We start from the raw sequence: 13,248 nt of genomic DNA on the forward strand, positions 1-13,248 counted from the left end.
CCGGGCCGCGCCGTGCCGCACGCCCTGCTGATCTCCGGCTCCCTCGGCCAGGGGCACGACGTGATGGCCCAGGCCTGCGCGGACACCCTGCGGGAACGCGGCTGGACCACCGACACCGTCGACGCGATGGCCCTGCTCGGCGAACGCTCCGGCGCCGCCGGGGAAGCGGTGTTCCGCCGGCTGCTCGGCCTGCCCGGGGTGTACGACGCCTTCCACTTCTCGGCCCTGCGGCCCGGCGCGCGGATCGCCCTGCTCGCCGACGCGGCCGCCCGCACCCGGCTGGTCCCGGCCCTGCGCCGACTGGTCGAGGCACAGCGGCCGCAGCTGGTCGTCTCGGTGTTCGCCACCGCGACCTCGGCCGTCAACCGGCTCCAGGAGTGGGGGCGGGGACGGGAGTTCCGGCACTTCGTGTTCTGCACGGACGTGACACCGCACCGGCTCTGGGTGCAGGACGGAACCGACCTGTTCCTGGTCACCTCGGAGGTCGCCGCCTGCGCCGTCCGGCGCTACCGGCCGGACGCCGACATCGCCGTACTGCCCGCGCCGCTGCGGCAGCCCTTCTACCGGCCGCCGCAGCGGGGCGAGGCGCGCGCGGAACTCGGTGTGCCCGCGGACAGCCCCTGTGTGCTGCTGATGTCGGGCTCCTGGGGGCTCGGCCCGCTCGCCCGCACCGCCGCCTCACTCGCCGCCGCCGGACCGCACGTGCTCGCCGTCGCCGGGCGCAACCCCGAACTCGAGCGCCGCCTACGGGCCGCCGCACGCCGCCGACCCGGGCTGCACCCCTTCGGCCACACCGACCGGATCCCCGCCCTGATGGCCGCCGCCGACCTCGTCGTCACCAGCTCCGGCGACACCTGCAGCGAGGCCCGCGCCCTCGGCCGGCGGCTGCTGCTCCTCGACGTCGTCCAGGGGCACGGACGCGACAACCTCCAGCACGAGCTCGAACTCGGCCACGCCGACGTCACCTCCGCCCGCCCGGCCGACGTCGTCCGCAACGCCCTCGCGGCACTGAAGCGCCCCTCTCCCGCCCCCTCACCCGGCGCCACACCGGAGAAGTGGCGGGCCGGATTCGAGGAGGCGCTGCGACGGGTGGGACTGGGGTAGAGCCGCGTCCGGTGCCGTGGGCGAGGCGCCGGCCGAGCACGACCGGGCGGCGTCCGTCCAGTGAACGCCGGTCAGTTGAGGCCGATGGTGCCCGAGCAGGTCAGGGTGCCGCTGACCGTGCCGGTCGCGCCCTGCTCCTCCCTGACCGGCAGTCCGGTGAGCTTGGCCCCGTCGGCGGTGCGGCTCGCCTCCTGGCCGACCGGCGCCTTGCCCTTCCAGACGAACGGGCGCGAGCCCTTCGCCGTCAGCACCAACTGCGCCTGGCCGTCCTTGAAGACGAGCTGCGCGACCGCGACGTTCACGCTCTTGGGCGTCGCGCTGAGCGACAGGACGCCGTTCGGCGAGGGGTCGCCGACGCAGGCGACCGCGCCGAACTCGTAGCTGCCGCCGTCGGGTCCGCTCAGGGTCAGGGTGTTCCTGCCACCCGCCCCGGCACCCGCCGACGGAGCGCCGGAGGTGGCGGCCGGCGGCTGCGCGGGCGTCGCCGTGGCGGACCCGGAACCGCCCGGCGGCGCGGCCGCCACCGGCGCCGCGCTGGACGACACGACCGGCGCGGGCGAGCCCGAACTGCCGCAGCCGGCCACCACGAGCACGGCCAGCGCCGCGGCGGTGACGCCCCAAAGGTGTTTCGACGTACGGAAGTCGGCGTTCACGGTGGCCCCCCAGCTCGTCGTCGGCCCGCTCGGGCCGGCGGTGTGCACTGCCCCGGACGACGCGTCCGCCGCGTCGGGCGGTTCCCGCCACGGCCCGGAGCGGACGGAACACCTAGCGCGGCGGCACCGCGTGGTCGCGGAGGGGGCCGAGGGTGAGGTGGTGGGTGCGGCAGTGGGCGGCGATCAGGGGGAGGGCGGCGAGGGTGGCGCGCCAGGAGCCGGGGGCGGAGGTGCAGTCGGAGTCGTGGAGGAGCAGCGTCGCGCCGGCGGTGAGGCCGGGGCGGGCGGTCGCGTAGACGGAGGCGCCGGTGGCCTCGGCCGTCCAGTCGCGGCCCCAGGCGGTCCACAGCACGCTGCGCAGGCCGAGGCGGCGGGCGGCCAGGGCCGGGCCGGCCGTCAGCACCCCGTACGGCGGGCGGTACCAGAGCGGGCGGGCGCCGCAGAGCCCGGTGACCGCCTCGGTGGCGCGGCGCAGTTCGCGCAGGTCGCGGGCGGGCGCCGGGTACCACTGCTGACGGTGGTGCCAGCCGTGGACGGCGACCTCGTGGCCGCGGCGCACCAGCTCGCGGCCCAGACCCGGGGCCCGCTCCAGCATCGCGCCGAGCAGGAAGAAGGTGGCGCGGGCGCCGAGTTCGTCCAGCGCGTCGAGCACGTACGGGGTGCTGCCCGGGTCGGGGCCGTCGTCGAAGGTCAGCGCGACGTGGCCCGGCGCGGTGCCGCGGCCCGCCGTGCGGCGGGCCAGGGTGCGGCGCAGCGGCGGGAGGCGGACGGCGGCCGGGGCGAGGTGCAGGAACTCCACCGCGGCCGCGGCGCCCAGGGCCCTGGTGGCGGTGCCCATCCGGCGCTCACCCGAAGCGCGAGGCCATCCGGCGGAACACGCCCGGCGCGACGCCGTGGACGCGGGCCGGGAAGCCGAGCCAGTGCGGCACGTAGAGCCGGTCGCGTTCGGTGGTGATGGTCGCGACCACGGTGTCGGCGACCCGCTCCGCCGTCACCGGGCGCGGCCGGTCACGCTGGTACGGCGTGCCGCGCCGGTCGAAGAACGGGGTGTCCACGGCCCCCGGCAGCACCAGCCGCACCCCCACCCCCGTGCCGCGCAGCTCGTACCAGAGGCTCTCCGCGAACATGGTCAGCCCTCCCTTGGTGGCCGAGTAGCCCGACTCGTCGCGCACCCCGACCTGGCCGGCTATCGAACCCAGCAGCACGATCCGGCCGTGGCGGCGCTCCAGCATGCCGGGCAGCAGGAGGCGGACCAGACGCAGCGGGGCGGCGAAGTTGACCTCGATCATCCGGTCCAGGGTGTCGGACGGGGTGTCCGTGAACGGGCCGCGCCAGCCCAGGCCGGCGCTCGCCACCAGGGCGTCCACCCGGCCGGCCTCGGCCAGGGCGGCGTCGGCGAGGCGGCGCGGGCCGTCCGGCTTGCTCAGGTCCTCGGGCAGGGCCAGGCCGCCGGTGCGGTCGGCCAGTTCGTCGAGCCGGGCCCGGTCCGTGCCGGAGAGCAGGGTCTGCCAGCCGGACTCGGCCAGGCGGAGGGCGGTGGCGAGGCCGATACCCGAGGAGGCGCCGGTGATCAGCGCGACGGGGCGGCCGTTCGGGGCCGACCGCCGGGACCGGGGGTGGGGTTCCGACCGGGGTTCCTCCGCCATCGTGCACCTGCCGCTCTGAGGCCGTTTCGCCGTCCCTTTTGTCCGGCAAGTCACCTTCGCATGGCGCAGCCGTCCGGGCTACCGGGGCGGGACGGCCGGCTGCGTCTCGACATCCGGGTGCGGGGCCGACAGTTCGGCCGACTCGCCCTCCAGTTCACCGAAGCGGGAGAGCAGGAAGGTGCCGCCCACCGCCACCGCGAAGCCCGTCAGCGCGCACCACTCGAACCCGGGGCGCGCGGCATCGCCGAGCGCCACCACCCCGACCAGGGCCGGGCCGAAGGTCTCGGCCACCGTCCCGGCCGCCGTCGCAGCCGTCACCGTGCCGCGCTGCAGGGCCAACGCGTACGCGAGGTACCCGCCGAGGCCGCCGACCGCCAGGGCGTAGGCGGCGGGATCCGCCAGCACCGCCACCGGACCGGACGCGTCCAGGACCCGCACCGCGAGACTCGTCACCCCGAACCCCACCCCGGCCAGCAGGCCCAGCCCGGCGGCCGCCGCGGTGCCCTCCCGGCGGACCAGGACGAGGGTGACCAGCAGCATCACGACGGTGGTCGCGAGCAGCGACCAGTGGAACGCGGCCGGGGCGTGGTTCCGGCCCTCCTTGCCGGAGCCGAGCGCCAGCACGGTCAGCCCCACGACCACGGCGAGGATCCCCGCGACGTCCGCCCGGTGCAGACGCGCGCCCAGCAGCCGGACGGCGGCCAGGGCGGTGACGGCGAGACTGGAATTGGTGACGGCCTGCACCAGGAAGAGGGGAAGGGTGCGCAGGGCGACGATGCTCAGCACGAAGCCCGCGATGTCCAGCAGCGTCCCGGCCAGGAACTGCCAGGACCGCGCCAGCGCGGCCAGCAGCCCCGCCCGCACCCGGTCCGCCCGCGGAGCCGACCGCGCGCCGCGCGCCTGGAAGACCGCCCCGAAGCCGAAGCAGACGGTCGCGACCAGTGCGGTGGTGAGTCCCAGCAGCATGCGTCTCCCAGCCTCCCGGGGCAGCATCCGGTCCACCACCAGTTTGGGCCAGGCGTGGCGGGTGCGCACGGATGGGGCGGGAGGGGCCGTGGGGGCGCATGCCGGGCAGGGGCACGTGGGTGGGAGGAGCGCGGGCCCCGGCGCAGGGACAAGGGGCGCGCCGGGGGAAACGCGCGCAGGCGGGTGCCACGGATGAGTGGGAGGGGCCGTGGGGGCGCCCACCGGGCCGGAGGAGAATGGGCCCCGGCGCAGGGGTGAGGGGCGTGCCGGGGAGAAACGCACGCAGGCGGGTGGGGGCACGGGTGGGGCGCGCGGCGCTGCCGGGGGCGGGCGGGTGCGGCTGGGCGCCTGCCGGGGGCGGCCGGCGGGTGTGCGGGGGATCTGCGCGCCCCCGCGGGCCCCTCGCCCCGGGCAGGCGCGGGGTGAGGGGCGGGGTTCGGGGACGGGCCCTATACGAGGGCCTGGGCCAGGAGGGTGGCGGTGCGGGCGATGACGGGTTCGTCCCTCGGGGCGGCCTCGTCGGGCTTGGTGGTCAGGACGGCGAGGACGACGGGCGCGCCGGCCGGGGTCCAGGCGATGCCGACGTCGTTCGCGGTGCCGTACCGGCCGGAGCCCGTCTTGTCGGCAAGGGTCCAGTCAGCCGGGAGGCCCTTGCGGAAGCGCTCCTTGCTGGTCGTGTTGCCGCGCAGCCAGCCGGTGATCTGCTCGCGCTTGGCGGGCGGGAGGGCGTGGCCGAGCACGAGTCGGCGGTAGGTGCGGGCGATGGCCTGGGGCGTTGTGGTGTCGGTGGTCCGCTCCGGTTCGGCCGTGTTGAGTTCGGGCTCCCAGCGGTCCAGACGGGTGACGCCGTCGCCGATCGAGCGGCAGAAGCCGGTGACGGCCGTCGGTCCGCCCAGCTCGCGGAGCAGCAGGTTGCCGGCCGTGTTGTCGCTGTGGTCGATGGCCGCCTGACAGAGTTCGGCGACGGTCATGCCGTTCGCGAGGTTGCGGTCCTCGCGCGTGACCAGCGAGCTCTCGCGGCCACCGGACCGCGTGATGTCGGCCTCGGTGTAGTGGATCCGCCGGGCGAGGAACTCGCCGTCGTGGTCGAGATCGCGCAGGACGGCGGCGACGGCGACGGTCTTGAAGACCGAGCACATCGGGAACGGTTCGTCCGCGCGGTAGCGGACCGTGCGGCCGGTCGACAGGTTCCGGGCGAACACGCCGAGGCGTACTCCGTGCTCCTGTTCCAGGGCGGCGAGCAGGCGACGGGTGTCGGGGCCGGTCGCCGCGTGTGCCGATCCGCCGGTGAGGGCGGTGACGCCGGTGGCGGCGACGGCCGCTCCGAGGCCGAGGCCCAGGACGGCGCGGCGGCTGTGGCGGGCTGCCGAAGGTTGCGTGTGCATGATCCCCCTCTGGACGAATGTCGCGGCACGAGCCGCTTCCTGTGTCACAGGACGCAACCGGCGTACCGATGGTTCGTCAACCATGCGAATCGGAGGGGAGACGGGCAAGCCGGGTCAGGGCCGGATGGCCACCGCCGCGTAGGCCGAGGCCTCCGGGGCGGAGACGACGGGCTGGTCGGCCGACGGGCGCCACTCGGTGGTGGGGACGACGCCCGGGGCGAGGAAGGTCCAGCCGTCGAAGAAGCGGGCGAAGGCGGACCGGTCGCGGGCCTGGACGGCGGTGCCGGCGGATTCGTAGATACGGACCAGGTTGGCGACGTCCTCGGGCGCGAAGTCGGGGGTGACGTGGCTCATCACCAGGGCGCTGCCGGGGGCGAGGACGGACTTGAGGTGCTCGACGAGCTCGTACGCGCCGCGGGCGTCGGGCACGAAGTGCAGCAGGGCGTTGAGGGAGAGCGCGACGGGCCGGTCGAAGTCGATGGTGTCACGCAGCCCGGGGGCGGCGAGCAGCCGGGCGACGTCGGTGACGTCGGCCTCGACGTAGGCGGTGCGGCCCTCCGGGGTGCCGGTGAGCAGGGCCTGGGCGTGCGAGAGCACGATCGGGTCGTTGTCGGCGTAGACGACGCGGGCGGCCGGCCGGACGCTCTGGGCGATCTCGTGGAGGTTGGGCGAGGTGGGGATGCCGGTGCCGATGTCGAGGAACTGGTCGAGGCCGGCCTCGGCGAGGGCGCGGGTGGAGCGGTGCATGAAGGAGCGGTTGGCGCGGGCGCCGGTGCGCAGCCAGGGGGCGACGGCGAGGGCGTGGCCGGCGGCTTCGCGGTCGGCGGCGAAGTTGGTGAAGCCGCCGAGGAAGTAGTCGTACATCCGCGCCGAGTGCGGCACGTTGAGCCGCAGGTCCACCCCGTCGTACTGCCCCATCGCGTTCCCCCTCGGTACATCGCTCGCAACCGATCGAATTGTTGCCCACGGTATCCGGGAGTCAATCGCGCGGGGACCGATTCAACCAGCCGCTAGATCGCATGAGATGACAATCTGTATTCGCTTTGCAGCCTGGAGTGACAGGCCTGGTGGAATGAGGATGGGCACGGACAGCCCGACCCTCGGGTGGCCCGGTGAGCAGCCGACGGCCACGGAAAGCAGGCTCGATGACGATCGACAGGGGTGCCTCCGCGCGCGGGTACCGGGGCGGGACGGCAGTGGACTGCGGCGGCGGGACGGGACCGGACCGGGCGGTCGGCGCGGACCTCGGCCTGCGGCTGGACCTCACCTACGCCGCCTTCTGCGAGACGCATGAACCCGCTTGGCACGCCCTCGCGTTGACCAGGATAGGCAGCCAGGCCGACGCCGCCCTGGTGGTCGAGGCGGTGAAGGCCGACCTGGCCCGCTGCTGGCCGCAGGTGCTGCGCTTCGAGGAACCGGCCGCGTACGCCTGGCGGCTGGCCACCCGGCACGTCTCCGACTGGGTCGACGCCGAGGAGCCGGTGGAGGTCGAGGCGGTCACCTTCGCGGCGGTGATCGGCGCCTTCAAGCAGGTGGCGAACGGCCTGCTGCACAGCGAGGCGGACGAGGTGCGGCTGTACGCGGCGATCCTCGAACTGCCGGACCGGCAGCGGGACGTGGTGATCCTGCGGTACCTGCTGGGCCTGCACGTCAAGGTGATCGCCGCGTACCTGGGACGGCCGGTGGCGACGGTGCACTCCAATCTGCGGCACGCCCGCGAACGGCTGGCGCGCCGGCTCGGGGTCGGCGAACTCCCGGACCGGGGCGGTGAACTGTGACGGACGGACGGGTGGCCGGCCCGCCACCCGGGGCGTGGACGGCGAGCGGGGGGCGCGCGGTCGTCCACGTGCCCCGGCCCGAACGCGCCCACGCCGACCGGATCGCGGCGGTGCGCCAGGCCCGGCTGACGGCGGCGCCCACCCATCTGCCGTCGGAGTACGAGCAGGCCTCCTTCGAACTGGGCCTGGTGGTGGCCCTGGTCCTGGGGGCGCCGGACGCCTCCCGAGGGCTCGACCTGCTGGTGAACGCGTGCCGGATCCAGCCGGAGGGGGCGGAGGTGTTCGGCGCGCTGCTGTACGCCACCGGGAAGGAGGAGGGGGCCGAGTTCTGGTGGCGTTTCGCGGCCGGTTCGGGCAGCGGGACGGCCGCCTATTGTCTGCACCTGCACCACCTGATGCTCGGCGAGACCGATGACGCGGACTACTGGCGGGCCTGGTCGGACCAGCTGTCCACGGCCGAACGGCAGCCCGGGCCACGGACGTTGACGATGAGCAGACCGCTGCTCCCGGAGGACGTCCGGCGCGACATCCTCTCCCGCGTGCACCGGGGCCTGGCCCCGCAGCTGCCGCCCGCACTGGTCGCGGTGATCGACCGGCTGCCGTTGCAGGGCGACGAGGCCGAGGAGGTCCCGAGCCCGTGGGGGCTCACCTCGGGGGCGACCTCCGCGTGCTCCTGGGACCTCGCGTGGGGGCTCACCGACGACGGGGAGGACTCGTCGGGGTGAGCGGCCCGCGGCCGCCCACGGTCATCCCTTCAGGTGAGCCGGGTGCGCCGGGCGGGACGACGGCGCGCAGCTGGACCGCGGCGCCGGACGGGCCGCGCCGCAGGTGGCCGCCACCTCAGGTCCGCCCGGTGAGCGCGGACAGCCGGGCCGTGATCTCCGGGTCACGCCCGTCCCCGGCCTCCACCTCCTCGCCGTCCGGGGCCGTGCGCCGGACGACGTAGCGGTGCGGGGCCATAGCGGTGTCCCGGCCGGGCAGCGCGGCGACGACGGCGCGGTGGGCGGCGGCCGGGTCCAGCCCGGGGTCGGCGGTGGTGACCTCGGCGACCAACTCCCCGCCGGTGCAGGTGAGTCGGTGCTCCCCCAGGGCGGCGTGCAGCAGGTCGCGGACCGCCGCCAGGTCGATCCAGGAGCCGTCGATCAGCCGCCACTCGCCCTCGCGGCCGTCGCCCGGCGCACCGAGCACCGCGGGCAGGTCGGCGAGCAGCACCGGCCCTTCGGCGGCGGCCGCGAGCAGGGCGAGCAGGGCCCGGGTGAAGTTCTCGGCCTCCTCGGGGTCGAGCACCTGGGGGCAGGCGACCAGGACGAAGTCCAGGCTGCCGGTGATCCGCAGGATGGCGAACATCAGCCGCACCGGCAGCGGCGGGCCGGGCAGCGGGGTCAGTTCGGGGTCGGCGGTCGCGGCCGGCTGGGCGTCGGCGACGGCGGCCGGGACGGTGAGGCTCAGGTCGTTGACGACCACCTGCCGGGCGAACCGGGAGCCGCGCTGGTGCGCGACGTCCTCGACCAGCCGCCAGACCTTCTCGGCATCCAGAATGCTGTGCCAATAGGCTTTCAGCGAAGCCGACTTGGCGCGGCCGATCAGCTGGTCGAGGTCGGCCGCGTCGGTGTCCAGCAGGATCAGCGCGTCCTGCGCGAGGGTGCCGACGTGGTCGACGAGGTCGGCCTGGTGGCGGTTGGCGGAGAGCGCGGACATCACCAGTGGGCCCCGGCGCCCGGCCCGGTGGGCGACCAGCGCGGCATAGGCGGCGAGCAGGACGACGGACGGGCTGGCGCCGACCCGGCGGCAGACCGCGGCGAGGTGGTCGGCGCCAATGCGGGAGCGCACCATCAGCGCGCTGTGGTCGCGCGGTGGGCCGGTGATCCGCGAGTCGGCGAAGACGGTCTGCGGGCCCGTACCCAGGACCCGGGCCCAGTGCCGCAGACCGGCCGCCGCCTTGCGGCGGCCGTGGTCGCTCTGCTCGGCGGCCGCGAGCCGCAGCGGGGTCGGGGCGGTGACCGGGGGCAGTTCCCGGCCGGCGGCGAGGGCGTGCCAGTCCTGGATCAGCACGGCGGTGGCGGCGCCGTCGGCGCCCGCGTGGCAGACCACGGCGATCAGCCGCAGCAGCCGTTCGCCCCGGGCGAGCAGGGTGAAGCGGACCCGCGGCGCCGCCGTCAGGTCCAACGCGACGGCGACGTCGGCACGGCCCGACTCCAGGGCCATCGTGTCCAGTTGACCGTCGTCGCGGTCGCCGGCCTCGATCACCGTCACCGTGAAGCGCCCGCTCGGGTGCACCACTTGACGCTCGGGGAAGCCGTCCGGGCCGGGGCCGGCCGGGAAGGAGGTCCGCAGCGACTCGTGCCGCTCGACCAGCAGCCGTAGGGCGACCAGCGCGGCCGGGACGGAGGTGCCGGCCGGGACCGGCCAGACGGAGTCCTTGTTGATCTGCTCCGGGGGGCTGGTCCGGATGCAGCGGATCATGTTGTCCTGGCCGCGGGTGAGCGGGCCGGTGCCGCTGCTCGCCGCGGCGAACCGGACGCCGACACGTCGGTCGGCCGGTCGCGCGTCGTGCGGGGTCTGCGCGCGAGGAGCCGCCTCGCGGGGGATCAGGTCGTGCGGAGTCACGTCGTACGCGCCTTTCGGCTCGCCGGGAAAGGCTCAGCGGGGGTGTGACCGGGACGCTACCAGCGGGATCGCGGGGTGGTCCAGACCAAAGAGCGCCATCTTCGACACATCGTCAATTGCACTGCCAGACATGGGAGTTGACATGTAACGGCGATTCGCCGAGGGTGGCCACGGCAGCCCGGAACGGCCCGGGCACCGGCACGTCGCAGAGCCGGGCCGGCCCGCCGCCGAGCGCACCCGGATCGGCCACCGGCACCGGGGACGGACCGGCCACGGACACGCCGAAGGACTGCGTCAGCCGTCCGCCGTACGCCTTCACCAAGGCCTCGCGGCGGCACCACAGCGCGGTGAAGCGGGCCGCCCGCTCGGCCGGGGCGGCGGGCTCGGCAACGGAGCGCGCCTCCTCGAACGGGAACCAGCGGGCGGCCATCCGCTCGGCCGTCCCGGCGCCGTGCAGCCGCTCCACGTCGACGCCGACCGCCCGCCCCTCGGCGAGGGCCAGCACCCCGAACGTGCCCGAGGCCGACCAGCTCACCCGCAGGCCGCCGGCGTCCTCGGCCTCGGGCTTCCCGTTCGGCCCGCGCCGCCAGACGACCTCCCCCGGAGGCCGCCCCAGCCGGGCGCCGACCAGCTGCCGGACGGCGCCGTGCACCACGGTGAAGCAACGGCGCAGCTCGGGGGACGCGCCGGTCGCCCGGGCACGCTCCTCGGCGTCGAGCAGCCGCCACAGGCCGTCGGCGACGGCCGCGGGCCGGTCCGCGTCGATGAGCCAGAACTCGACCCCGGTCACGGAAGCGTCAGCGTGCTGAGGACCCCGAGCCGCCGGTCGTACCCGGCGAGCAGGACGGGCCGCCCCTCCGCCCGCCAGCGCGGCAGGCACTCGGCCAGCGTCGCCCACAGGCCGGTGAACGGCTGGGCCGGTGGCCGCCGCCCGGCGAGGCCGTCATCCGGCACGGCCTCCGCGCCGGGGCCGTCAACCGACACGACCTCCGCGGCGAGCCCGTCGTCCGACACGACCTCCGCGCCCGGGCCCAGCGCCGCGGCCTCGGCCCGAACGGCCTCCTCCGGTGCGGGGGCGCCGGTGCGCTGGCGGACGGTCAGGCCGGCGCCGGGGGCCTCCTCGCAGACCAGCACCACGACCGCGTGCCGCTCCGGCAGCGCGACCGGCGCCGACGGCACGTAGTGCAGTGCGGTCTGCTCGGCGAGCACCACCACGGCCCGGCGGCAGGCACCGGTGCGGTGGTGGTCGGCGGCCAGCCGCAGGGCGGTGAACGCCGCGGCGGTGCCCTGGTCGCAGACCGCGAAGGCCAGCGGGGTGCCCGGGACGGACCGGCTGAGCGCGAGCGAGGACGGCGCGCCCGGGCGGACGTCCGGGGTGTCGAAGGCGAGGATCAGCAGGTCCACCGGCTCGTCCTCGGCGAGCGCCTCGCCCAGCAGTCCGGCGGCCAGCTCCTCGTAGGAGTGGCCGACGCCCTCGCTCAGCAGGTCCTCGCGCAGCGGCAGGCCGTGCGGGCGGACCAGGTCGGAGACGAAGACCCTCAGGTCCGGGTCGAGCGAGGTCTCCGAGCGGCCGTCGAAGCGGCGGGCGAGCGCCCGGGTGATCCGCAGGCCGGAGGGGCCGGGCGCCGCCCGGTCGGTCGTCCCGGGGGCCACCCGGTCAGTCCTCGGGGATGACGTGCCCGGCGACGTAGTCGGCGAGCTTGGTGACCGAGCGCAGGTCGTCCTCGGTGATCTGCTCGACGTCCACCTGGATGTCCAGGGACTCCTCCAGCTCCAGGATGAGCTCGATGGTGCCGGCCGAGGTGAGGCCGAGGTCGTCGAAGAGGCAGGCGTCCTGCGGGATCTCGGGCAGTTCGCGCTTGAGCACGCGCGGCAGGAGTTCACCGATGCCGTGCAGGACGCGCTCGCGCAGCTCGGGGTCAGTGGTCTGGACCACAGCTTCTGACATGGGGGTACCGTCCCGTCGTACGTGGGAAGTGTGCCCTGAGGGCTACGGGGAGTGGCCGACGATTCCGGGGTGCTGACCGGTCGTCAGTACCGCACGGCCATCGCGGAGAAGGTGGCTCCGACGCCGGCGGCGGCGATCAGGTAGTGGTCACCGCGGCGGAGCAGCCCCCGCGTGGTGGCGGTGTGAAGATTGATGAGGCTGTCTGCAGCGAAACTGTGCCCGACCGACCGCACGTTGTCCAGCACGACTTTCTCGACCGGGTAGCCGATCCGACGGGCGATCATCCGCCAGGAGGCCTGGTTGACGTTGTGCGGAAGGATCGCGGACAGGTCGGAGAGGTCCAGACCTGCCTGGTCCAGGGCGGCCTCGATCGCCTCCACCATCACGTTCGGGTACTCGCGCTGGTAGCGGGCCAGCAGGTCCGGGTCCTCGGCCAGCCGGCCGTCGAACTCCGGTCGCTGGCGCACCTCGTAGGAGAGCACCCGGTGGCGTTCGCCGGCGGCGCTGACCAGGCAGGCGGCCGCGCCCTCGGCGAAGATCCCGGTCTCCGGCACCACCTGGGCGTCCCTGGTGAAGGTCTTCTCCCCCGCCAGGACCAGCGCGAGCGCCGCCGGGTCGGGTTCGGACGCCAGCAGCCGCCCGGCCAGGTCGATGGCCAGCAGGCCCACCGCGCAGGCGTGGTGGGTCACCGTGAAGGCGTTGGCGTGCCCGAGGCCGCGCGCGGCGAGCAGCTCGTGCAAGGGGTTGAGCGGGTGGGGCACCGCCACCGGCATGCTGCGGGCGTGGATCACGAAGCGGACGTCGCGTTCGCGTCCGCGCAGCTCCGGCAGGTCGTCCAGGGCGGCGTCGAGCAGGTCGGGCAGCGTCCCGGCCGGATCCAGCCGTAGCTGGTCCAGGCCGTGGAAGCGGCGGAAGAGTCTCAGTTGACGTGGGGTCAGGCCGATGCGCTCGCCCACCGCCTCGATGGGCACGGCGTGTGGGGGGAGGTGGACGGCCACTGCCTCCAGTGCGGTCACCCGGGCTAGTATTCCGACGCCCGCCGGGTCGCACAAGTGATCTCGAGTCCCGAGACCGGCCCCCGGGTCGTCCGCCGTCGTGGCCACTCCGCCGGAATCCGTACAGCCGCGCTCCGGTCCGGCCGCGCTCACCCCCGTGCCGTCG

General features: G+C 75.3%; 14 protein-coding genes. 3 read left to right on the forward strand and 11 right to left on the reverse strand.

The window, feature by feature from the left end; translation table 11 throughout:
- The first annotated feature begins 12 nt into the window (after window positions 1-12).
- Window positions 13-1,104 carry a glycosyltransferase family protein gene (locus IE332_RS28465; RefSeq protein WP_189921814.1) on the forward strand — a complete coding sequence of 364 codons (1,092 nt, stop codon included), beginning with the start codon at window positions 13-15 and terminating at the stop codon, window positions 1,102-1,104.
- A gap of 71 nt (window positions 1,105-1,175) precedes the next feature.
- Here IE332_RS28465 and IE332_RS28470 read toward each other — a convergent pair whose 3' ends face one another.
- The 6 genes from IE332_RS28470 to IE332_RS28495 form a co-directional block, all read right to left on the reverse strand.
- Entirely contained in the window at window positions 1,176-1,757 is a 582-nt protein-coding gene (locus IE332_RS28470; protein ID WP_189921817.1) for a hypothetical protein, read from the reverse strand.
- Window positions 1,758-1,869: 112 nt separating this feature from the next.
- Window positions 1,870-2,595 carry a polysaccharide deacetylase family protein gene (locus IE332_RS28475; RefSeq protein ID WP_189921819.1) on the reverse strand — a complete coding sequence of 242 codons (726 nt, stop codon included), beginning with the start codon at window positions 2,593-2,595 and terminating at the stop codon, window positions 1,870-1,872.
- Window positions 2,596-2,602: 7 nt separating this feature from the next.
- Window positions 2,603-3,403: an SDR family NAD(P)-dependent oxidoreductase gene (locus IE332_RS28480; RefSeq protein WP_189921821.1), complete on the reverse strand. Its 801-nt coding sequence runs from the start codon at window positions 3,401-3,403 to the stop codon at window positions 2,603-2,605.
- Window positions 3,404-3,481: 78 nt separating this feature from the next.
- Window positions 3,482-4,369: a DMT family transporter gene (locus IE332_RS28485; RefSeq protein ID WP_189921823.1), complete on the reverse strand. Its 888-nt coding sequence runs from the start codon at window positions 4,367-4,369 to the stop codon at window positions 3,482-3,484.
- 449 nt (window positions 4,370-4,818) lie between these two features.
- The gene (gene bla, locus IE332_RS28490; RefSeq protein WP_189921825.1) at window positions 4,819-5,754 is read right to left on the reverse strand and encodes a class A beta-lactamase; all 936 of its coding nucleotides are present in this window, start codon (window positions 5,752-5,754) and stop codon (window positions 4,819-4,821) included.
- 114 nt (window positions 5,755-5,868) lie between these two features.
- Window positions 5,869-6,672, reverse strand: coding sequence for an SAM-dependent methyltransferase (locus tag IE332_RS28495; protein WP_189921827.1), 804 nt, complete (start codon window positions 6,670-6,672; stop codon window positions 5,869-5,871).
- Window positions 6,673-6,899: 227 nt separating this feature from the next.
- Here IE332_RS28495 and IE332_RS28500 point away from each other — a divergent pair, with 227 nt between their 5' ends.
- Together IE332_RS28500 and IE332_RS28505 are read left to right on the forward strand one after the other, a co-directional pair.
- On the forward strand, window positions 6,900-7,532 hold the full coding sequence (locus IE332_RS28500) for an RNA polymerase sigma factor (RefSeq protein WP_189921829.1): 633 nt from the start codon (window positions 6,900-6,902) through the stop codon (window positions 7,530-7,532).
- A gap of 68 nt (window positions 7,533-7,600) precedes the next feature.
- Window positions 7,601-8,257 (forward strand): hypothetical protein, encoded by a 657-nt coding sequence (locus IE332_RS28505; RefSeq protein ID WP_189921832.1) that lies wholly within the window; start codon window positions 7,601-7,603, stop codon window positions 8,255-8,257.
- Between the two features lie 115 nt (window positions 8,258-8,372).
- On the opposite strand, the gene IE332_RS28510 is transcribed toward IE332_RS28505, so the two are convergent.
- The 5 genes from IE332_RS28510 to IE332_RS28530 all read right to left on the reverse strand — a co-directional run bounded on the left by IE332_RS28510 (window position 8,373) and on the right by IE332_RS28530 (window position 13,103).
- Entirely contained in the window at window positions 8,373-10,139 is a 1,767-nt protein-coding gene (locus IE332_RS28510) for a condensation domain-containing protein (RefSeq protein ID WP_189921834.1), read from the reverse strand.
- A 112-nt stretch (window positions 10,140-10,251) separates the two neighbouring features.
- Window positions 10,252-10,929, reverse strand: a complete 678-nt coding sequence (locus tag IE332_RS28515; RefSeq protein ID WP_189921836.1) for a 4'-phosphopantetheinyl transferase family protein — start codon at window positions 10,927-10,929, stop codon at window positions 10,252-10,254.
- Window positions 10,926-11,792: a beta-ketoacyl-[acyl-carrier-protein] synthase family protein gene (locus IE332_RS28520; protein ID WP_189921838.1), complete on the reverse strand. Its 867-nt coding sequence runs from the start codon at window positions 11,790-11,792 to the stop codon at window positions 10,926-10,928. The genes IE332_RS28515 and IE332_RS28520 overlap by 4 nt, the downstream gene beginning before the upstream one ends.
- 4 nt (window positions 11,793-11,796) lie before the next feature.
- Window positions 11,797-12,087 (reverse strand): phosphopantetheine-binding protein, encoded by a 291-nt coding sequence (locus tag IE332_RS28525; RefSeq protein ID WP_189921840.1) that lies wholly within the window; start codon window positions 12,085-12,087, stop codon window positions 11,797-11,799.
- Between the two features lie 83 nt (window positions 12,088-12,170).
- Complete coding sequence (locus tag IE332_RS28530; RefSeq protein WP_189921842.1) at window positions 12,171-13,103, reverse strand: 3-oxoacyl-[acyl-carrier-protein] synthase III C-terminal domain-containing protein; 933 nt, start codon at window positions 13,101-13,103, stop codon at window positions 12,171-12,173.
- Window positions 13,104-13,248 lie beyond the last annotated feature (145 nt).

This window comes from Kitasatospora xanthocidica (assembly GCF_014656195.1).
Classification (GTDB): domain Bacteria; phylum Actinomycetota; class Actinomycetes; order Streptomycetales; family Streptomycetaceae; genus Kitasatospora; species Kitasatospora xanthocidica.